The organism is Streptomyces sp. f51, assembly GCF_037940415.1.
In the GTDB taxonomy this organism is placed as follows: domain Bacteria; phylum Actinomycetota; class Actinomycetes; order Streptomycetales; family Streptomycetaceae; genus Streptomyces.
Genome location: NZ_CP149798.1, coordinates 2,423,329 through 2,442,936, shown reverse-complemented (window position 1 = coordinate 2,442,936; position 19,608 = coordinate 2,423,329). Strand labels below are relative to the sequence as shown.

General features: G+C 71.8%; 17 protein-coding genes. 7 read left to right on the top strand and 10 right to left on the bottom strand.

Features of this window, described 5'->3' with window-relative positions:
* Nucleotides 1–270: 270 nt before the first annotated feature.
* The gene (gene pepN / locus WJM95_RS10760; RefSeq protein ID WP_339129365.1) at nucleotides 271–2,865 is read right to left on the bottom strand and encodes an aminopeptidase N; all 2,595 of its coding nucleotides are present in this window, start codon (nucleotides 2,863–2,865) and stop codon (nucleotides 271–273) included.
* A 193-nt stretch (nucleotides 2,866–3,058) separates the two neighbouring features.
* On the opposite strand from pepN, the gene WJM95_RS10755 reads away from it, so the two are divergent.
* On the top strand, nucleotides 3,059–3,727 hold the full coding sequence (locus WJM95_RS10755; RefSeq protein WP_339129364.1) for a DsbA family protein: 669 nt from the start codon (nucleotides 3,059–3,061) through the stop codon (nucleotides 3,725–3,727).
* Nucleotides 3,728–3,757: 30 nt separating this feature from the next.
* Here the strand turns inward: WJM95_RS10755 and WJM95_RS10750 are convergent, their stop codons facing one another.
* Entirely contained in the window at nucleotides 3,758–3,961 is a 204-nt protein-coding gene (locus WJM95_RS10750; protein WP_339129363.1) for a hypothetical protein, read from the bottom strand.
* Nucleotides 3,962–4,096: 135 nt separating this feature from the next.
* Here WJM95_RS10750 and WJM95_RS10745 point away from each other — a divergent pair, with 135 nt between their 5' ends.
* Nucleotides 4,097–4,723, top strand: a complete 627-nt coding sequence (locus WJM95_RS10745) for a histidine phosphatase family protein (RefSeq protein WP_339129362.1) — start codon at nucleotides 4,097–4,099, stop codon at nucleotides 4,721–4,723.
* Nucleotides 4,724–4,799: 76 nt separating this feature from the next.
* Here the strand turns inward: WJM95_RS10745 and WJM95_RS10740 are convergent, their stop codons facing one another.
* The 6 genes from WJM95_RS10740 to WJM95_RS10715 all read right to left on the bottom strand — a co-directional run bounded on the left by WJM95_RS10740 (nucleotide 4,800) and on the right by WJM95_RS10715 (nucleotide 11,677).
* On the bottom strand, nucleotides 4,800–5,693 hold the full coding sequence (locus tag WJM95_RS10740; RefSeq protein WP_339129361.1) for a TauD/TfdA family dioxygenase: 894 nt from the start codon (nucleotides 5,691–5,693) through the stop codon (nucleotides 4,800–4,802).
* The gene (locus tag WJM95_RS10735) at nucleotides 5,690–7,135 is read right to left on the bottom strand and encodes an LLM class flavin-dependent oxidoreductase (protein WP_339129360.1); all 1,446 of its coding nucleotides are present in this window, start codon (nucleotides 7,133–7,135) and stop codon (nucleotides 5,690–5,692) included. Before WJM95_RS10735 ends, WJM95_RS10740 begins: the two co-directional genes overlap by 4 nt.
* Nucleotides 7,132–7,971 carry an ABC transporter ATP-binding protein gene (locus tag WJM95_RS10730; protein WP_339129359.1) on the bottom strand — a complete coding sequence of 280 codons (840 nt, stop codon included), beginning with the start codon at nucleotides 7,969–7,971 and terminating at the stop codon, nucleotides 7,132–7,134. Before WJM95_RS10730 ends, WJM95_RS10735 begins: the two co-directional genes overlap by 4 nt.
* A complete protein-coding gene (locus WJM95_RS10725; protein ID WP_339129358.1) occupies nucleotides 7,947–8,882 on the bottom strand; it encodes an ABC transporter permease in 936 nt (311 codons plus the stop codon). The genes WJM95_RS10730 and WJM95_RS10725 overlap by 25 nt, the downstream gene beginning before the upstream one ends.
* 5 nt (nucleotides 8,883–8,887) lie before the next feature.
* Nucleotides 8,888–9,988 (bottom strand): ABC transporter substrate-binding protein, encoded by a 1,101-nt coding sequence (locus WJM95_RS10720; protein ID WP_339129357.1) that lies wholly within the window; start codon nucleotides 9,986–9,988, stop codon nucleotides 8,888–8,890.
* 486 nt (nucleotides 9,989–10,474) lie between these two features.
* Nucleotides 10,475–11,677 carry an ROK family transcriptional regulator gene (locus WJM95_RS10715; RefSeq protein ID WP_339129356.1) on the bottom strand — a complete coding sequence of 401 codons (1,203 nt, stop codon included), beginning with the start codon at nucleotides 11,675–11,677 and terminating at the stop codon, nucleotides 10,475–10,477.
* Nucleotides 11,678–12,250: 573 nt separating this feature from the next.
* Here WJM95_RS10715 and WJM95_RS10710 point away from each other — a divergent pair.
* A complete protein-coding gene (locus tag WJM95_RS10710; RefSeq protein WP_339129355.1) occupies nucleotides 12,251–12,835 on the top strand; it encodes a biotin transporter BioY in 585 nt (194 codons plus the stop codon).
* 178 nt (nucleotides 12,836–13,013) lie between these two features.
* Here WJM95_RS10710 and WJM95_RS10705 read toward each other — a convergent pair whose 3' ends face one another.
* Nucleotides 13,014–14,501: an amino acid permease gene (locus WJM95_RS10705; RefSeq protein ID WP_339129354.1), complete on the bottom strand. Its 1,488-nt coding sequence runs from the start codon at nucleotides 14,499–14,501 to the stop codon at nucleotides 13,014–13,016.
* 259 nt (nucleotides 14,502–14,760) lie between these two features.
* Between WJM95_RS10705 and WJM95_RS10700 the strand changes: the two genes are divergently transcribed.
* Both WJM95_RS10700 and WJM95_RS10695 read left to right on the top strand, forming a co-directional pair.
* Nucleotides 14,761–15,255 (top strand): ribose-5-phosphate isomerase, encoded by a 495-nt coding sequence (locus WJM95_RS10700; protein ID WP_339129353.1) that lies wholly within the window; start codon nucleotides 14,761–14,763, stop codon nucleotides 15,253–15,255.
* 82 nt (nucleotides 15,256–15,337) lie between these two features.
* Complete coding sequence (locus WJM95_RS10695; RefSeq protein WP_339129352.1) at nucleotides 15,338–16,147, top strand: DNA-formamidopyrimidine glycosylase family protein; 810 nt, start codon at nucleotides 15,338–15,340, stop codon at nucleotides 16,145–16,147.
* A 100-nt stretch (nucleotides 16,148–16,247) separates the two neighbouring features.
* On the opposite strand, the gene WJM95_RS10690 is transcribed toward WJM95_RS10695, so the two are convergent.
* Nucleotides 16,248–17,477, bottom strand: coding sequence for a GNAT family N-acetyltransferase (locus tag WJM95_RS10690; protein ID WP_339129351.1), 1,230 nt, complete (start codon nucleotides 17,475–17,477; stop codon nucleotides 16,248–16,250).
* Nucleotides 17,478–17,647: 170 nt separating this feature from the next.
* Here WJM95_RS10690 and WJM95_RS10685 point away from each other — a divergent pair, with 170 nt between their 5' ends.
* Together WJM95_RS10685 and WJM95_RS10680 are read left to right on the top strand one after the other, a co-directional pair.
* Nucleotides 17,648–18,820, top strand: a complete 1,173-nt coding sequence (locus WJM95_RS10685) for a PP2C family protein-serine/threonine phosphatase (RefSeq protein ID WP_339129350.1) — start codon at nucleotides 17,648–17,650, stop codon at nucleotides 18,818–18,820.
* Between the two features lie 67 nt (nucleotides 18,821–18,887).
* Nucleotides 18,888–19,343, top strand: coding sequence for an HD domain-containing protein (locus WJM95_RS10680; RefSeq protein WP_339129349.1), 456 nt, complete (start codon nucleotides 18,888–18,890; stop codon nucleotides 19,341–19,343).
* Nucleotides 19,344–19,608 lie beyond the last annotated feature (265 nt).

Genomic DNA, 19,608 nt, shown 5'->3' with positions numbered 1-19,608 from the left:
CTCCTAACCCCTGTTACCCGCCCGTCGGCGAATCGGGACAACCGCTCCCGGAAGCACGCGTGTTCGGCCGCCGAAAGACGCTGGTCCCACCGCGTGTTCATAGGGGTTACGGCTCTGAATACCTGCATCTCGTAACCAATGCGCGCATCGGATCAGCCGACCAGTCGATCAACGCCGCCCGGGGACGCCGCAGGACCCGCGCACGGCGGAGGGCACCGCACGCCCGTGGCGCCGGTGCCCTCCGTGGCCGGTCCCGTCGGGACCGGGTGATCAGCCCGCGGCGGCGATGTCGCGGGCCTGCGCCCGCAGCGCCCGCGCCAGGTCGTCCCGCGACTCCAGCACCAGCCGGCGCAGCGCGGGCGGAGCGTCCTCGTGCGAGCCGAGCCAGGCGTCCGTCGCCGCCAGGGTCCCGGGGGAGTCCTGGAGCGAGGGGAACAGCCCCCTCACCACGTCCATGCCGATCTGGATGGACCGCTCGGCCCAGACACGGTCGATCGCGGCGAAGTACTTCGCGGTGTACGGCTCCAGCAGATCCCGCCGGGACGGCTGGCCGAAGCCGGAGATGGTCGCCTCGACCAGGGCGTTGGACAGGGCGTCGGACTCCACCACGGCCGCCCAGGCCTGCGCCTTGACCGCGGCCGAGGGACGCGCGGCCAGACAGCGGACCTGGTGCCGCTTGCCGGAGGCCGTGTCGTCGCGGGCGAGTTCGGCGGCGAGCGCGGACTCGTCGGCGGCGCCCCGCGCGGCCAGCGGCTCCAGGAACGCCCAGCGCAGCTCCTGGTCGACCACGAGACCGTCGATCTTCGCGGTGCCCTCCAGCAGGCCCTGGAGCAGCTGGAGATCGGCCTCCGAGGTGGCGACGGCGGCGAAGAAGCGGGCCCAGGCGAGCTGGTGCTCGCCGCCCGGCTCGGCGAGCCGCAGCTCCTTCAGCGCGCCCTCCGCGAGCAGCGCCCCGCCCTCCTCGCGCCAACCGGGCGCCGCGTAGTTGACGAGCGCGGAGTTCGCCCAGGCGTGCAGCATCTGGAGGACACCGATGTCGGACTCGCGGCCCGCGAAGCGCAGCACCAGCGAGACGAAGTCCCGGGCGGGCACGATCGCGTCGCGGGTGAGGTTCCACAGCGCGGACCAGCACAGCGCCCGGGCGAGCGGGTCGGTGATCTCGCCGAGCGCCTCGCGCAGCGTGGCCAGCGAGCCCTCGTCGAAGCGGATCTTGCAGTACGTGAGGTCGTCGTCGTTGACGAGGACGAGCGCGGGAGCCTCCGCGCCGGCCAGGTCGGTGACGACCGTGCGGGGCCCCTCGACGTCCGCCTCGGCGCGGGCGTACCGCACGAGGGGACCGTCGCCGTTCTCACGGTGGTACAGACCCACGGCCACGCGGTGCGGGCGCAGTTCGGGGTGGGACTCGGGGGCCTCCTGGAGCACCGCGAGCTCGGTGACGCGCCCCTCCGCGTCCAGGATCACCTGCGGGGTGAGGGAGTTGACGCCCGCGGTCTGGAGCCAGGACCGCGACCAGGCGGCCATGTCCCGTCCGCTCGTCTCCTCCAGCGCCGACAGCAGATCGCCGAGCCGGGTGTTCCCGTACGCGTTGCGCTTGAAGTAGCGGCGGGCGCCCTCCAGGAAGGCGTCCTGCCCGGCGTACGCCACCAACTGCTTGAGCACGGAGGCGCCCTTGGCGTACGTGATGCCGTCGAAGTTCAGCTTGGCGTCCTGGAGGTCACGGATGTCGGCCGTGATCGGGTGGGTGGACGGCAGCTGGTCCGCGCGGTAGGCCCACGCCTTGCGGCGGTTGGCGAACGTGATCCACGCGTCGGTGAAGCGGGTCGCGCCGACGTTCGCGAACGTGCCCATGAAGTCGGCGAAGGACTCCTTCAGCCACAGGTCGTCCCACCAGACCATGGTGACGAGGTCGCCGAACCACATGTGCGCCATCTCGTGCAGGATGACGTTCGCCCGCGCCTCGTACGACGTCTGCGTCACCTTGCCGCGGAAGATGTACTCCTCCCGGAAGGTGACGAGCCCCGGGTTCTCCATCGCGCCGAGGTTGTACTCGGGCACGAAGGCCTGGTCGTACTTCCCGAACGGGTACGGGTAGTCGAAGTGGTCGTGGAAGAAGTCCAGCCCCTGCTTGGTCACGAGGAACACGTCGTCGGCGTCGAAGTGGGGGGCCAGGCCCTTGCGGCACATCGCGCCGAGGGGGATCTCCAGCTTCGTACCGTCGTCGAAGGTGCGGGAGTAGGAGTCGGTCACATAGTGGTACGGGCCCGCCACGACGGCGGTGATGTACGTCGAGATCGGCTTCGTCTCGGCGAACTTCCAGACCCCGTCGGTCAGTTCGCCGAGGCCGTTGCTCCACACGGTCCAGCCCTCGGGGGCCCGCGCCTCGAAGCGGAACGGCGCCTTGAGGTCCGGCTGCTCGAAGTTCGCGAAGACGCGCCGCGAGTCGGCGGGCTCGTACTGCGTGTACAGATACACCTCGCCGTCCTCGGGGTCGACGAAGCGGTGCATGCCCTCGCCGGTACGGGAGTAGGCGCACTGGGCGTCCACCACGAGCTCGTTCTCGGCGGCCAGGTCCTCCAGGCGGATCCGGGAGCCGTCGAAGACCTCACCCGGGTCGAGGTCTCTGCCGTTGAGGGAGACGGCCGTCACACTCGGCGCGATCAGGTCGGCGAAGCTCGCCGCGCCCGGCTCGGCACAGCGGAAGCGGAGCGTGGTCACCGAGCGGAAGGTGCGGGGACCGCCGTCCGGCGCGCCGGGCTCCGTGTCCCCGACGGCCGAGCGCAGGTCGAGGAAGACGTCGTAGCCGTCGACGGACAGCAGTGCCGCCCGCTCCTGGGCCTCGTCGCGGGACAGATTCTCACCGGGCACGGCTGCACTCCCTCATGGCGTCATAGACATGTGCGAACAGGGCGATCCTGCCATGTGCTCCTTACGGCGGGCACCGCGACGACGGCGACACAGGGGAATCCCCATGCCGACCCTGCAATCGAACGGATGCGCCGGGAATGGTCCGGGCGCGTGCCGGTGTTCCCCAGGGAAACGCCCCGTTCCGAGGAGAGCCATGCCCGAGCAGACCGTCCAGACCGGTACCGGCAAGACCCCTGTCGACTTCTGGTTCGACCCGCTGTGCCCCTGGGCCTGGATGACCTCGCGCTGGGTCCTGGAGGTGGAGAAGGTCCGTGACATCGAGGTCCGCTGGCACATCATGAGCCTGGCCGTACTGAACGAGCCCAAGCTCGACGAACTTCCCGACCACTACCGCGAGATGCTCGCGACGACGGCGTGGCAGTCCGTCCGCGTGGTCACCGCCGCCTGGCAGAAGCACGGCGACGACGTCCTCGGCCCGCTGTACACCGCGCTCGGCACCCGCTTCCACAACGACGGCGCGGGCCCGACCAAGGAGGCGATAGCCGGCGCGCTCGAAGAGGTGGGCCTGCCCGCCGACCTGATCGACTACGCCGACCAGGAGGACTTCGAGTTCGACGCCGAGCTGCGCGCCTCCCACAAGGAGGGCATCGACAAGGTCGGCCAGGACGTCGGTACCCCGGTCATCGCCGTCCCCGGTGCCGACGGCGAGCAGCTCGCCTTCTTCGGCCCGGTCGTCACCCCGGCCCCCAAGGGCGAGGAGGCGGCCAAGCTCTGGGACGGCACGCTGATGGTCGCCTCGGTGCCCGGCTTCTACGAGATCAAGCGCACGCGGACGGCGGGACCGGACTTCAGCAACCTCTAGGCGGCCGGTCAGGAGCGCCCGCGGTCCCCGTCACGAGGACTCGGGCTCCGGGAAGTCGTCGCCGTCGCGCCAGTTGCTCCAGCGCTGGAAGCGGCGGCAGCCCGGACGGGCGCAGCGATGGTAGGCGGCCGGATCGTCCACCCGCTTGATCCGGCGCACCTCCTCCTGCTCCTCCCGGGTGAGCCTGCGGAACGGCTGGAGCGGACCTCCGCAGTTCGGGCAGCGCACATCCACGACGACACCTCCGTACGAACGCCGGCCCCGCGAGCGTAAGCGTTCGCGCGGCCGGCGACGGGCGATTCGGCCGGCCGTGTCCGGGACTTCCCGCGGAGCGCCCACGGGCCCCGCCCGCCCTGGATACTCCGCCTCATGAGTACTACGAGCCGCAGTACGACCCTCCTGCTGGTCCGGCACGGGCAGACCGTCTGGCACGCGGAGAACCGGTACGCCGGAGTGAGTGACGTCGACCTCACCGAGGAGGGCCGTGCCCAGGCGGAGGCCCTCGGCCGCTGGGTCGCGGCCCACCCCGTCGACGCGATCTGGACCTCGACCATGTCCCGGGCCGTCGCCACCGCGGACCCCGCGTGCCGTGCCCTCGGACTGATGGCCCGGCGCGAACCCGGCCTGCGCGAGTGCGACTTCGGGGTCCTGGAGGGCCGCACCCTCGCCGACTTCGAGCGGGAGAACCCCGTCCGGGCCAAGGCGTTCCGCGCCGATCCCGTGTCCTATCCGTTCCCCGAGGCGGAGGATCCGCGCACGGCGGCGGCCCGGGGGACACGCGCGCTGCGCCGTGCCGCCGACGCCCACCCCGGCCGGCGCGTCCTGGTCGTCGCCCACAACACCCTGCTGCGCCTGGTGCTGTGCAAGGCCCTGTCCATCCCGCTGGGCGAGTACCGGCGCGTCCTGCCGGGCCTTCGCAACGGGGCGGTCTCCGAACTCCGGATGGAGGACGGGACGGCGGCACTGCTCTCGCTCAACGTGCCGTGCGAGCCGTGACGGGACGGCCCCCGCGAGGGGGATCCTCGCGGGGGCCGTCCTTCGTACGCCGTCCGTCACCGGGGCCGGGACGCTGTCACCCGGCCACCGGGGTGTAGTGCGAGGCGTCGCCCTCGATGGAGCGGCTCTCCTCGCCCCCGACGCCGACCGGCACGTCACCGGCGACGGTCACGCGGTGCAGCCGGCGCGGCTGCCCGTCGTAGTTGTCGATCGCGTAGTGCTGGGTGATCCGGTTGTCGAAGAGGACCAGCTGGTTCGGGGACCAGCGCCAGCGCAGGACGTTCTCGGGCCGGGTGACGTAGGTCTGGAACAGGTCGAGGATCTTGCGGGACTCGCCCAGCGAGAGTCCGAGGATCCGCTGCGCGAACCCGCCGATGAACAGGCCCCGTTCACCTGTCAGCGGGTGGACCCGGACGACCGGGTGCGCGGTGCGGAACGTGATGGAGGTGAACTGGGCGCGCTGCGCGGCCTGTTCCTCGTCGATGTTCTCGTCAGGTACCGCGTAGTCGTAGTCGTTGGTGTGCTCGGCCCACAGCGTGTCGGCGAACGCGCGCAGCGGCTCGGGCAGATCGCGGTAGGCGGCCGCGGAGTTGGCGATGAGCGTCTCGCCGCCGTACGGCGGGACGGTGATGCTGCGCAGGGTGCTGGCCTGCGGCGGGTTGACCACGAACGTCACGTCGGTGTGCCAGTGGTTGGCGCGGCCGCGCTCGCTGTCGACGGGCAGGACGTTCGGGGCGCCGTCCACGGCGGGCACCGTGGGGTGCGCGGTGGTGAGGTCGCCGAAGTGGCGGGCGAAGGCCTGCTGGCCCTCGTCGTCGAGGTCGACGTCGTCGAAGACCAGCGCCTTGTGCTCGTTCAGGGCGGTGCGCAGGGCGGCGGCGGTGATGTCGTCCAGGGGCTTGGAGATGTCGACGCCCAGGACACGGGCACCGATGTTCGCGGTGACCTTCTGGATCTCGATGTCTGTCATGAGGTGCGGGTCCTTTCGGGACGGCGGATCGGGTGTGCGGAGGCGGTCGGTGCCGTGGCCGTGGCGGTCGAGGCGGCGGCCGGGGAAGGGGAGGGAGAGGAGGAGGGGGACGCTGGGGTGGCGTACCGGTTGGCGGGGCGCGGGAGTCCGTAGCGCTGCCGCAGGGTCTGCCGGGGCCCGTACTCCCGGCGGAGCAGGCCCCGCTCGCGCAGGATCGGCACGACGTGGTCCACGAACAGGTCGAGGCCGGACGGCAGTACGGCGGGCATGATGTTGAAGCCGTCGGCGGCGCCGCCGCGGAACCACTCCTCGATCGCGTCGGCGACCTGCCCGGGCGTGCCGGCGAAGGTCAGATGGCCCCGCCCGCCGCCGAGCCGGCCGATCAGTTCGCGCACGGTGAGCCGCTCGCGCCTGGCCAGTTCCACGACCAGGGTGTAGCGGCTCTTCGCCCCCTCGATCGCGCTCTCCGGCGGCAGGCCGTCGGGCAGGCGCGCGTCCAGGTCGAGGGTGCCCGGGTCCAGGTGGAGCAGGCGCTCCAGACGGTTCACCCCGTGCTCGTACACGATGTGGTCCTCAAGGACCCGCTCGTGGGCACGGGCCTCCGCCTCGGTCGAGCCGATGACCGGGACGATGCCGGGCAGCACCTTGACGTGCTCCGGGTTCCGGCCGGCGCGCTCGGTGAGGGACTTGAGGTCGGCGTAGAAGTCCCGGGCGTCCGCGAGGGTCTGCTGGGCGGTGAACACCGCTTCCGCGTACCGGGCCGCGAACCGCCTGCCGTCCTGGGAGGAACCGGCCTGCACGAGCAGCGGATGGCCCTGAGGGGTGCGGGGCACGTTGAGGGCGCCCTCCACACTGAAGTACGTCCCCTTGTGGCGGGCGGGATGGATCTTGCCGGGGTCGCCCCAGACGCCCGCCGTCTTGTCGGCGAGGACGAGGTCGTCCTCCCAGCTGTCCCAGAGCTTGAGCGCCACGTCCAGGAACTCGGCGGCGCGCTCGTAGCGGGTGGCGTGCGCGGGCTCGTCGTCGAGACCGAAGTTGCGGGCGGCCTCCGCGCCCGCCGTGGTCACGATGTTCCAGCCCGCCCGGCCGCCGCTGATGTGGTCGAGGGAGGCGAGTCTGCGGGCCAGGTTGTAGGGGGAGTTGTAGGACGTGGAGGCGGTGGCGATGAGGCCGATGTGCTCGGTGGCGGTGGCCAGCGCGGTGAGCAGGGTGATGGGTTCGAGGGCGCCGGACGGGCGCTGGCCCACGCTGTTGAACAGGACCGGGCCGTCGGCGAGGAAGAGGGAGTCGAAGGTGCCCCGTTCGGCGATCCGCGCGAGCCGCACGTAGTGGGCCGTCTCGACATGGGCGTACGGGTCGCTCTCCGGGAGCCGCCAGGAGGCCTCGTGGTGGCCGGTGTTCATCAGGAAGGCGTTGAGGTGGAGCCGGCGCGGGCTGGTCACGGGTGCTTCTCCTTCCGCCGTGCGGAGGCGCCGCCCGGGGCCGCGCCGTCCGCCGTTGCCGTTGCCGGGTCAGGGTCCGGGGCCCGGTCGGCGGTCCGTCCGGTCACGTCCTCGGTCACCCCGAGGGCGTTCAGGAGGCGTTCGCGGTACTCGCCGAGCAGCGGGTCGCGGTACGAGCGGGGGTGCGGGCGGTCGATGGACAGATCGAGGCCGATACCGCCGTGGTCGAGGACGAGCACCCGGTCGGCCAGCACGATCGCCTCGTCCACGTCGTGCGTGACGAGCAGCACCGACGGCCGGTGGCGTTCCCACAGTTCGCGCAGGAGCACGTGCATCCGGATCCGGGTGAGCGCGTCCAGCGCCCCGAACGGCTCGTCCGCCAGCAGCAGTTCGGGTTCGCGCACGAGCGAGCGTGCCAGCGCGGCGCGCTGTGCCTCGCCGCCGGACAGCTCGTTGGGCCAGGCCCGTTCCCGCCCCGCGAGGCCCACCTCGGCGAGGGCGGAGCGGCCCTTCTCCTCGGCCTCTCGGCCGTCCGTGCCGAGCAGGACGTTGTCGAGGACCCGGCGCCACGGCAGCAGCCGGGAGTCCTGGAAGACGACGGACACCCGTTCCGGGGCGGTGAGTTCCCCGCTTCCGGCGACACCGTGATCGAGGCCGGCGATGGCGCGCAGCAAGGTGCTCTTGCCGGAGCCGCTGTGGCCGAGCAGGGCGGTGAACTGGCCCGCGGGCAGGTCGAGATCGACGCCGTCGAGCACCGTGCGGCCCTCGAAGGACCGGGTGAGCCCGCGCAGCCGGACCGTGTGGGAGCGGGTCAGTTGCTCAGTGTGCGTCGCCACGACAGCACCTTCCGTTCGACGAGACGAACCGCGCTGTCGGAGACGAGCCCGAAGATGCCGTAGATCAGCAGGCCGACCAGGATGATGTCGGTCCGGCCGTAGTTCTGGGCCTGGAACATCATGTAGCCGAGGCCGCTGGTGGCGTTGATCTGTTCCAGGACGACCAGGGAGAGCCAGGAGGCGGTGACCCCGAGCCGCAGCCCGACGAAGAAGCCGGGCAGCGCGCCGGGAATCACGATCTCCCGGACGAAGCGGAGCCTCGACAGCCCCTGGACCTCGGCGAGTTCCACGAACCGGTGGTCGATGCCGGACAGGGCGGAGTGCAGGTTCAGATAGATCGGTATGTAGACGACGATCGCGATGATCGCGATCTTGAAGGTCTCGCCGATGCCGAGCCAGAGGATGAACAGCGGGATCAGACCGAGGGTCGGGATCGCCCGGTTCAGCTGCACGGTCCCGTCGATCAGCGCCTCCCCGATCCGGCTGAGCCCGGAGGCGAGGGCGAGGACGACACCGGCGGCCAGGCCGATCGCGAACCCGTATCCCGCGCGCTCCAGGGACGTCAGGACGTCGGTCGGCAGCGTGCCGTCGGTCCACAGGTGACCCGTGGTCCTCAGTACCGTCCAGGGCGCGGGGATCGCGCCGGGGTCCAGCTGTCCGGCGGCGGAGGCGAGGGCCCACAGGGCGAGGAACAGCGCCGGGCCGATGAGCCGGGAGGCGGGCAGCCGCCTGCCGGGCGCGAGGGTGCGGCGCCGGGCACCGGGAGCCCGGCGGACGCGCCTTTCCGCACCGGTGGTGGCACCGGCGGGCGGGGAGGCGGCGGGGGCGGTGGGGTCGGCAGGGAGAGTGGTCCCGGTCGTCGCCGGGGGCGGATCGGTGGTCGTGGCCGGGGCCGTGGTCTCGGTGGTCATCGCCGTCACCTCCGGTATTCCGCGGGGACGGCCCTGGCCGCGAGGGCCTCGAAGCGCCGGTCGAAGAGCGAGCCGACCTTGAACGCCTTCACGAAGCCGCCCTCCGCCAGCAGATCGGCGGTCTCCTGCTCCCACTTGATGGCCTCGTCCCAGCTCGGCGGGAACAAGGGCTTGTTCGCGAGCGCGGTGATCGACCGTGCCTGGTCGAGGCTCAGGTTCTGCGTCTTGACGTAGAACTCCTCGTTCCAGGCGTCGGGGTGCTCGTACGCCCACACCTGGCCCTTGGCCCAGCGAGGGATGTACGCGGCGACCGCGGCCGCCTTGGCGCGGTCGGCCAGCACCGAGGACGGCGCCCAGAGCAGGTTGAGCAGGTCCACCACGTCGGTGGCGATGCTGCGGGCGCCCTTCGGTCCGTACTGCTTGAGATACGCGGGTGCCTGGCTGTTGGCGAGCGGGGCGACGTCCACCTGTCCCGCCTGGAGCGCGGTGAGGAACTGGTTGCTGGTCAGCGGCACGAGCTTCACGTCGCCGTAGGCGATGCCGGCCTGCTTCAGGGCGCGGAGCAGGACCACACCCTGCGCCTGGCCCTGCGAGAAGGCCAGCTTCCTGCCCTTGAAGTCCTGGACGTCCTTGATGTCGCTGCCGGGCCTGGTGGCGAACAGGTAGTTGGGCTTGCGGGTGATGTCGATCGCGACGATCTTCGCGTCGAAGCCCTGGAAGTGCGCCTGAATCGGCGGGATGCCCGCGTTGTTCCCGATGTCCAGGGACTTGGCGCGGAAGGCGTTGATGACGTCGGGACCGGCGCCGATGTTCACCCAGTCGGAGACGGTGAACGGCAGCCCGGACAGCCCCGCCAGCTTGAACTGGAGCTGCTGGACGCCCTGGTACGAGGCGACCTTGAGCTCGGTTCCCCGCGGCACCTTGTCCGACAGGGGCGCCGACAGGTCCTCCCGGGACCGGGTGCCGGCGGCGTCGGCACTGGCGCAGCCGCTCAGTCCGGCGGCGGCCGCGATCCCGACGACGGAGGACAGGAACACCCGCCGGTCCACACCGGACGCGGACAGGGGTGAGGAGGGACGGGGTGACCGTGCGGACAGTGGTGGCATGGAAGGACTCCGGGGATTCCAAGTGGCGGGAGGGCGCGCGAGGTTCCGGGCAGGGCGAAGCCGGAGGGACGACGGGCGCGCCGATGAGGACACACGCCGGTGGCGTGCCCGAGGAGACGGGACGGCCAGGGCGACGACAGCCGGACGACGATGGGACGGCGCCGGCCGACGGTGGCGGTTCCGGCCGACGGTGAGGCGGTTCCGGCCGACGGTGGGGCGGTGCCGGACGACCGGACGCGGGTACGACGGATCGGCGCTTCAGCGGATCGACACCGTGACGGCGGGACCGGAAAGGCCTGTGACCAAAGGTCCGTGACGTTGCGTCAGGGACGGGTCAGTGGCGAGAGGTCAGCAACAACGTGTGCGTGCGACCCGCATCAGGTCGACCACACGGCACTTGGTGAGGGGAATCTGCACCCGCGCGCTGCTCATGGCAACGATGCTCCTGTCCGGGAACGAACCCTGTCAACATTCCGACTTTCTGAATTAATTGACCGCTGGTGAGGAGCCCGGGGCGCCCAGCGGATCGCGGTACAGCACGTCGAGCACGACCGATCCGCCGGCCACGGCCAGCACCGAGTCGGGGAAACTGGTGGGCACGACCGCGGACGCCCGCTCCGGCCCCACCGCCTCGCGCAGCGCGCCCAGGCAGTCCTCCCGGTGGATGGCGCCGATCTCGGTGACGACGACCGTCTCCGGGTTGAGCACGTCGAGCAGCAGCCCCGCCGCCCGCCCGGTCATCCGGGACCGCTCCGTCAGCAGCCGCACCGCCAGCGGGTCGCCGGCCGCCGCCGCGGAGACGACGTGCATCGGATTCGAGCTGTCCGTGACACCGCGCTCCCGTGCCCGCCGGACCAGCGTCCGTTCGCTCAACTCGGCCTGGATGCAGCCCGTCCGGCCGCAGTCGCACCGCTCGGACCCGCCCGTCAGGGGCAGATGCGCGATCGAGCCCGCCTGCGAACGGGGTCCGTAGTGCACCTGGTCGTGGGTGGCGAAGGCGGCGTCCACCACGTTGCCGACGAACAGATGCAGCACGCTCCGGCTGCCCCTGGCCCGCCCGAACAGCCGCTCCCCGTTGACCAACGCCCGTGCGTGGCCGTCCACATGGACCGGCAGCCCGGTGCGCGCCCCGACCTGCTCCCGTACGGCCACGTTCTGCCAGCCGAGCATCGGGTGCTCCACGATCGTGCCGGAGTCCGGGTCCACCCAGCCGCCCGCCGCCACCCCGATGCCGAGCGCCGTACGGCCGGGAACGCCGGCGAGCAGGGCGGTGATCGCGTCGGCGGCGTTCGCGAGCACGAGGCCCGGATCGGTGCCCTCGTGCCGCAGCCGCCGCTCGGCGAGGACCCGCCCGCGCAGGTCGAGGAGGGCCACCGTCGTGTAGGGCACGGCCACATGCACCCCGCCGACCACGAAACGGGAACGGTCCAGGTCGACCGGGAGGTGCGGCCGTCCGACCCCGCCCGACCTGCGGGGTGCGGCGGCCTCCCGGATCAGTCCCCGCTCGGTGAAGCGGGCGCAGTAGTCGGTCACCGACGCCGGGGAGAGCCCGGTCAGCCGGGAGATGGTGCTGCGCGCGACGGGCCCGTGCTCCAGCACGGACCGCAGGATCACGCTGGCGCTCGCCCGGCGCCGGTCGAGGACGGGGGAGGGAGGGGACAGGGAAGGGGGTGCCACCGTACTGGCCATGGAGTTCATCCTCGGGAGCTGGTCCGGCCGAGCGCCGTCACATGCGCCGCGTCGCGATGCGCCGCGACGGGTGCCTGGTGTGGTCCGCTGTGGTCTCGTCCCGGCGGGCCGGATCCGCTCCGTCCCGCCTCAGGAGGGCCGGCGACAGGTGGCGGTGCCCTGGCGTCGCAGGTCGACATAGCGACGCGACGCGAAGTTCAGGGCCTGGGGAACCATGGGGGAAGGGTAGGGGGTAGGCCGGGGGGCCTGCCAGAGGCGCCCAAGGACCGGACAGCCGGGCCGGATCCCCATCTTGCGGTCCGGACGGCTCGACGGAGTCTTTGGTGAGTCTCCACAGTCCCCGCCCAGCACCCTCCCGCAGCGGAAACGACGTCACCTCAGTGACCAGCATCACCTTCGAGCGGGTGTACCAGGCACTCTTTGTAAGGAGCCCACCAAGCCCCGGAACCGCGCTTTGTCGATCGCTGACGGTGATCACCCGGATGCCCCTGGGATAGCGTCGCCGTGTTCCGCCCTGTCCTCCCCCTGGCTCCCCATGGGCCAAGGGGGTACCCCCTGTTCGCCGGAGTCCTCATGAGCACCGCTGTCGCCACGCCCTCCCGCCCCGGCGAGGTCCTCGCCGACCTTCTTCCGGCCTCCCGCGTCCGTGACGCCGCCCTCGTGCTCGGCGGTGCCGCGCTCACCGGTCTCGCCGCCCAGATCTCGCTGCCCGTCCCGGGTTCCCCGGTGCCGGTGACCGGCCAGACCTTCGCCGCGCTGCTCGTCGGCACGGCGCTCGGCGCCCGCCGCGGCTTCCTGTCGCTCGCGGTGTACGCGCTCGTGGGCATGGCCGGCGTCCCGTGGTTCGCGCAGGGCGGCTCCGGTGCCTCGGCCCCGTCCTTCGGCTACATCCTCGGCATGCTGCTCGCCTCGACCGTCGTGGGCGCCCTGGCCCGCCGCGGCGCCGACCGCTCCGTGCTGCGCATGGCGGGCACGATGCTGCTCGGCGAGGCGATCATCTACGCGATCGGCGTGCCCTACCTGGCCCTGGCCACCGGCATGTCGGCGAGCGCGGCCCTCGCCGCGGGCCTCACCCCGTTCCTGATCGGCGACGCCCTCAAGGCGGCCCTGGCCATGGGCATCCTGCCCACCGCCTGGAAGCTCGTCGACAAGAAGTAGTTCCCGGCTTCGTGCGCGGAGGCTCGCCGGGTCGGTTTCCGACCGCACCCGGCGGGCCTTTGCCCGTTTTCCGTCCGGTCCGGGCGGGCGAGGACGGAAGCGGGCGGGCGGACGTACGAGAGAGGGGCCCGCGGCGATCGGCCGCGGGCCCCTCCTCACTCCAGGCGTCGGTGGCGGGTCAGGCGCCGACCTCGGCCCGGGTCTCCTCGCGGGAGCCGCTCGCGAGCGGCTCCGCGGAAGTGCGGGCGCCCGCGCCGGCCTTCTGCCGGACGAAGGCGATGACGAGCACGATCGCCGCGACGAGCAGCGACAGCAGCACGGTCTCCCGGCCGTCGTGTTCGGTGTCGGTCAGCATGTAGCCGAGCACGAACACGATCATCGCGGCCGTGGCCCAGGTCAGGTACGGGTAGAGCCACATCCGCACGACGAGCTTCTCCGGCGCCTCGCGCTCGATGATCTTCCGCATCCGCAGCTGCGAGAAGCAGATGGCGAGCCACACGAACAGGGCCACCGCACCGGAGGAGTTGACCAGGAAGAGGAAGACCGAGTCCGGGAACTTGTAGTTGAAGAAGACGGCCAGGAAGCCGAAGGCGACCGAGACGAGGATGGCGTTCATCGGCACACCGCGCCGCGTGGTGCGGGCGAACGCCTTCGGCGCGTCCCCCCTCTGGCCGAGCGAGAAGGCCATCCGGGAGGCGGTGTAGAGGCCGGAGTTGAGGCAGGACAGCACGGACGTCAGCACGATGACGTTCATGATCTGACCGGCGTGCGCGATGCCGAGGGAGTCGAGGGCGGCGACGTACGAGCCCTTGTCCTTGATCGACGGGTCGTTCCAGGGCAGCAGGGCGACGACGACGAGGATCGAGCCCAGGTAGAAGACGGCGATGCGCCAGATGATGCTGTTCGTCGACTTGGTCACGGCCCGCTGCGGGTCCTCGGACTCACCGGCGGCCAGGGTCGCGATCTCGCTGCCCATGAAGGAGAAGACGACCAGCAGCACACCGGTGAGGATCGCTCCGGGTCCGTGCGGCAGGAAGCCGCCGTGATCGGTCAGATTGCCCAGACCGGCCTTCGGGGCGTCCACGCCCGGCAGCACTCCGAAGATGGCGAGCGCGCCGACCAGGATGAACGCGCCGATCGCCACGACCTTGATCCCGGCGAACCAGAACTCGAACTCGCCGTAGGAGCCGACCGAGACGAGGTTGGTGGCCGTCAGGACCACCATCACGATGAGCGCCCAGCCCCACTGCGGTACGCCGGGCATCCACCCTTCGAGGATCTTGGCGCCGGCGGTGGCCTCCACGGCCAGCACCACCACCCAGAAGAACCAGTACAGCCAGCCGATGGAGAAGCCCGCCCAGCGGCCGAGCGCGCGGTCGGCGTGCGCCGAGAAGGAGCCCGAGGTCGGGTTGGCGGCGGACATCTCGCCGAGCATCCGCATCACCAGCACCACGAGCGTGCCGACGAGGGCGTACGAGAGAAGGATGCCGGGGCCCGCCGTGGCGATGCCGGTGCTGGAGCCGACGAAGAGCCCGGCGCCGATGACGCCGCCGATGGCGATCATCGACAGATGACGGTTCTTGAGTCCGGCCTGGAGGCCGCCACCGGGTTCTCCGGGGCCTCCGGAGGCCTGTGCGGCCTTCGTGGGGGTCGGCTGCGAGGTCATGAGGGGGATTCCTTTGCGCCGGATGAGCAGATTCCCGTACAGAGCGCCCGATCCGTACGAGCGGTGTACGGGGCGCCCACCGATCCGTTGTAGGGGTCGGCGTACAAGTTGGTCCAGTGAAACGGAGGCAAAGGAATTCGTGAACCTTTGAATCCAGATCGTTACTTGAGGTTTTCTTGAGGTTCTGTAGGATGGCTCACACTTTTTCGGCGTGGGACCCGGCGCGGCCGGGCCGAGGCGGCCGTGTCACACTCGGACCATGCGCGTGTATCTCGGATCCGACCATGCCGGTCTCGAACTGAAGAACCACCTCGTCGAGTGGCTCAAGGCCGCCGGCCACGAGCCCGTCGACTGCGGGCCCCACATCTATGACGCCCAGGACGACTACCCGCCGTTCTGCCTGCGCGCCGCCGAGCGCACCGTGGCCGACCCCGATGCCCTCGGTGTCGTCATCGGCGGCTCCGGCAACGGCGAGCAGATCGCCGCGAACAAGGTCGCCGGCGTACGGGCCGTACTCGCCTGGAGCGAGGAGACCGCCGCGCTGGGCCGCGAGCACAACAACGCGAACGTCATCTCCGTAGGCGCCCGGATGCACACCGAGGAGGAGGCGACGAAGTTCGTCGAGGCCTTCCTCAACACGCCGTTCACCGGCGAGGAGCGCCACGTCCGCCGCATCGAGATGCTCGCGGACTACGAGAAGACCCGGGAACTCCCGCCGATCCCGGCCCACCACCCGCAGCAGCCGCAGGCCTGACACCGACGGCCCGGCCGACCCCGGCGGTCGGCCGGGCCGCCGGCCGCCGGACGAGCGAGACAGACGGACAGCAGGAGGAACGGTGCCCGAGGGGCACACCATTCACCGGCTCGCGGAGGACTACCTCGCCGCGTTCGGTGGCGGCGGCGTCCGCGTCACCAGCCCCCAGGGCAAGTTCGCCGACGCCGCGGCCCTCCTCGACGGATCGGTCCTGACCGCGACGCAGGCCCACGGCAAGCACCTGTTCCTCGGCTTCGGACCGCAGCGGTGGGTCCACATCCACCTCGGCCTCTTCGGCAAGGTCGGATTCGGCGGTACACCCGCCCCGCCGCCCACGGACACCGTCCGCCTGCGCCTGGTGAACGACACCGCGTACGTCGACCTGCGCGGCCCCACCACCTGCGCGCTGATCACGGACGCCGAGAAGAGCGCGATACACGAGCGGCTCGGCCCGGACCCCCTGCGCCCGGACGCCGATCCCGCGGCGGCCTACCGGCGCGTCTCCCGCAGCCGGACGACGATCGCCGCGCTGCTGATGGACCAGAAGGTCATCGCGGGCGTCGGCAACGTCTACCGCGCGGAGGTCCTCTTCCGGCACGGCATCGACCCGTACCGCGCGGGGAAGGATCTCGGCGCGAGGCAGTGGGACGCCATCTGGGCCGACCTCGTGGACCTCATGCGCGAGGGCGTCCGCAACAACCGCATCGACACCGTCCGGCCGGAACACACCCCCGAGGCCATGGGCCGGCCGCCGCGCGTGGACGACCACGGCGGCGAGGTCTACGTGTACCGCAGGGCCCACCTGCCCTGCCACATCTGTGGCGGCGAGATCAGCACCGCCGATCTCGCCGCCCGCAACCTCTTCTGGTGCCCGGGCTGCCAGAAGCCCTGAGCCCGGCCGGGACGCGATGCCCCGGGCGGGTGCCGCCCGGCTCCCGGGCCGGCGGAAGGTCCCGAACCCGCACCGGTTCCGGCCGCAGGGCGCCGGGCCGCTAGAACCCGTGCGGCAGCCAGGGGGCGATCACCGAGGTGAAGGCCACCGAGGCCTCCGCCAGCGCGCCCTGCCGCAGTTCACGCACCCGTCCGGCGGCCGCGAGCGAGGCGAGCGACACACCGCCGAGATAGGCGGCTCCCAACTCCCGCACGGTCAGGGCGAGATCGGGAGCGTCCTCGGTGCGCACGCACACCGCGCCCTTGGCGTCGCCGGTCAGCCGCCAACGCCCCTCGTTCCAGGGGCAGAAGGAGTCCTCGACCTCGAACACCACGTCCACCGGGGCCTGGTAGGTCCGCGCCTCCAGCGCTGCCCCGACCTCCACGAGCCGCACATGCAGCGAGTCCTTCACCCGCAGCTGGCAGCGGCGGATGTCGGAGACCAGGTACTGCCAGCCCTCGTCGACGGGGCGGGCCCGGGTCCGCACGGTCGACGTCAGGTCGATGTCGAAGAGGAACCGCCACAGCGCCGCCCGGGCCGCCGGGTCCAGTCCCTCCAGATCCACCATCGTCACGACCCCGTTGTGCCCGGCGGGACCCCACTCCGGCTTGACCCGGAAGCGGGTGTACCCGACGGTCTCGCCGTCCCGCTCGGCGACCACGCACTGCAACGGCGACGCGCCGCTCCGCTCGCTCTCCGGGTCGAGGAGCGCGAGCCGCTCCCAGCCGGGCCGGCGGGCCAGCATCCCGGGCCGCTGCGGCACGAGCCGCGCGTACACCGCTTCGCACGCGTCCAGCACGTCCGCGGGCGCCGCGTAACGCAGCCGTACGCCGTCGGTACCGGGCGGCACGGACAGCCGTACGCGGGCGGTGTCGATCTCCGCGCCGACCGACGAGGTGGCGATGCCGTACCCGAACCGCCCGTAGATCACCGGCTCCGAGGCGACCAGGACCGCGAGCGCCTCGCCCCGGGCCCGGACGTCGTCCAGCTGGCGGCGCATCATCGCGGTCAGCACCCCGCGCCGCCGGTGCGTGGCCGCGACGCTCACCATCGTGACCCCGGCCGCGGGTGCGGCGGCGCCGCCGGGGACCGTGACACGGAAGGAGAAGGCCCCCGCCGTACCCACACAGTCCGCCCCGTCCCACACGCCCAGCGAACGGTCGTACTCTGTGAGCGCGTTCCACAGCTCGCGCTCCTCGGACGACTCCGCCACACCTCCGAACGCGCGGATCAGGTTCTCGTACCATTCGTCCCAGTCGGCCTGCCGCAGCACCCGAACGTCAGTCGTCATAGCCCATGCCTACCAGGGCAATGCGGTACGAGCGAGCAAATTTCGCCCGGTCGCGACGGCCCCTGACCGAATGTGCCACCGCGGTTCTCTGTGAAGTTGAGCGCTCGGAGGGGGGACAAGTGGGACCTCCCGTGCCAAGCGCCTGGTCCGATCGATAGGGTCCCGAACTAATGGCAGCAGGACGAGAGCGGCGCGCCGCAGCCGATACGTTCACGGCCCGGTTGAAGATGCAATGGCACCGGGCCCGCACAGGGCTGCGCAGATCCGCCGTCGACTACTTCCGCGGCGACGGTTCCGACTGGATCGCGCTGGCCGGCCTGCTGATCATGATTCCGGTGATCGCCTCCACCACCCTGGTCAACTCGGTGTGGTGCTCACCCGCCGCCCTGGTCCTGCCGATCGTGGCCGGCGGACTGCTGCTGCGGCCCGCCAGCCTGCTCGGGCTGTACGCGGCCGCCGCCACCGCGCTGATAGTGGAGTCCGTGAAGCTCGGCCCGTACACCGAGGGCCCCTCCCGGGTGACACCGGGCGTGGTCCTGGTGGTCGCGGCCTGTGGCTTCTTCGGACTGCTGATCGCACAGTTCCGCAGCCGGGTGGGCGTGCCCTGGCGGCGCGGCGGGACCATGCTCTTCGACCTGCGCGAACGCATCCGGGTGCAGAGCAAGCTCCCGAAGCTCCCGGTGGGCTGGCACCGCGAGATGGCACTGCGCCCGGCGGGCGGACAGTCCTTCTCCGGTGACTTCGTCGTGGCCGCCCGGACCAACGGCGGCCGGACCCTCGAAGTCGTCCTCACCGACGTCTCCGGCAAGGGGATGGACGCCGGCTCCCGCGCCCTGCTGCTGTCCGGGGCCTTCGGCGGACTCCTCGGCTCGCTGCCGCCGCACGCCTTCCTGCCCGCCGCGAACGGCTATCTGCTGCGCCAGGACTGGGACGAGGGCTTCGCGACCTCGATCCATCTGGTGCTCGACCTCGACTCGGGCGACTACGAACTCTTCTCCGCGGGGCACCCGCCGGGCCTCCAGCTCAGCGCGGGCAGCGGCCGCTGGGAGGAGAAGGCCGCGGAAGGCCCCCTGCTCGGGGTGTACGACGGCGCCCAGTTCGACCCGGTGAAGGGCTCGTTGCGGCCCGGGGACGTGCTCATGCTGTTCACGGACGGACTCGTCGAGACCGCGGACCGGGACATCGTCGAGGGCATCGACCGGCTGACCGGGGAGGCCGACCGCTATGTCGCCGGCGGATTCCACGGCGCCGCCTGGCACCTCATCGAGGCGGTGGCCAGGGACGTCAACGACGACCGGGCCCTGCTTCTCATCTGCCGCGACGGGCTGGCCCCGGTACGCTGACCGCGCGCCGCGCCCGCCCGATCCCGGCGACGGAGGCGGCGGCCCGTACCGAGGAGACACTGATCGCGTGACCCGACCTCTCCTGACCCTGGCCGAAGTCGAAGCGCTCGCCCGCGCGGCGCACGCGGCCCAGACCGACAAGGCCGGACGGCCGTACTCCGAGCACCTCCAGGCCGTCGCGGACGGTGTCCGCGAGCGCGGCGGCGACGAGGACCAGATAGCGGCGGCCTGGCTGCACGACGCGGTCGAGGACGAGGCACTCTCCGAGGAATGGCTGGACGAGGCCGCGCTGAGTCCCCGTACGAAGGACATCGTGCGCGCGCTCACCAAGGCGGACGGCGAGTCCCCGGAGTCGTACGCGGGACGCGTCCGCACCACCCGGGGCGCCCTGCTGGTCAAGGCGTCCGACCTGGCGCACAACTCCGACCCGGGCCGCCTCGCGGTCCTCGACGAGCTCACCCGGATGCGTCTGACCAGGAAGTACGCGACGATGCGGGCCCTGCTGGGGCTGCCGCCGGGCTGAACGCGGCGAAGGCGGTGAACACCGGCGCCGCCGCCGATTCCGCCGCCGATTCCGCTGCCGAGGCGGGCGCCGAGGCCAAGGCCAGCCACGATGCCGGCGCCGAGGCCAAGCCCAGCCGCGATGCCGGCGCCGAGGCCAAGGTCAGCGCCGATGGCGGTGCCGAGGCCGATGTGTACGAGAAGGGCGGGCCCGGAGACTCCGGGCCCGCCCTTCTCGTACACATCGCGCACGCCTCTCGTCCGCGCGGGCCGCCGGGGCCGCGCGG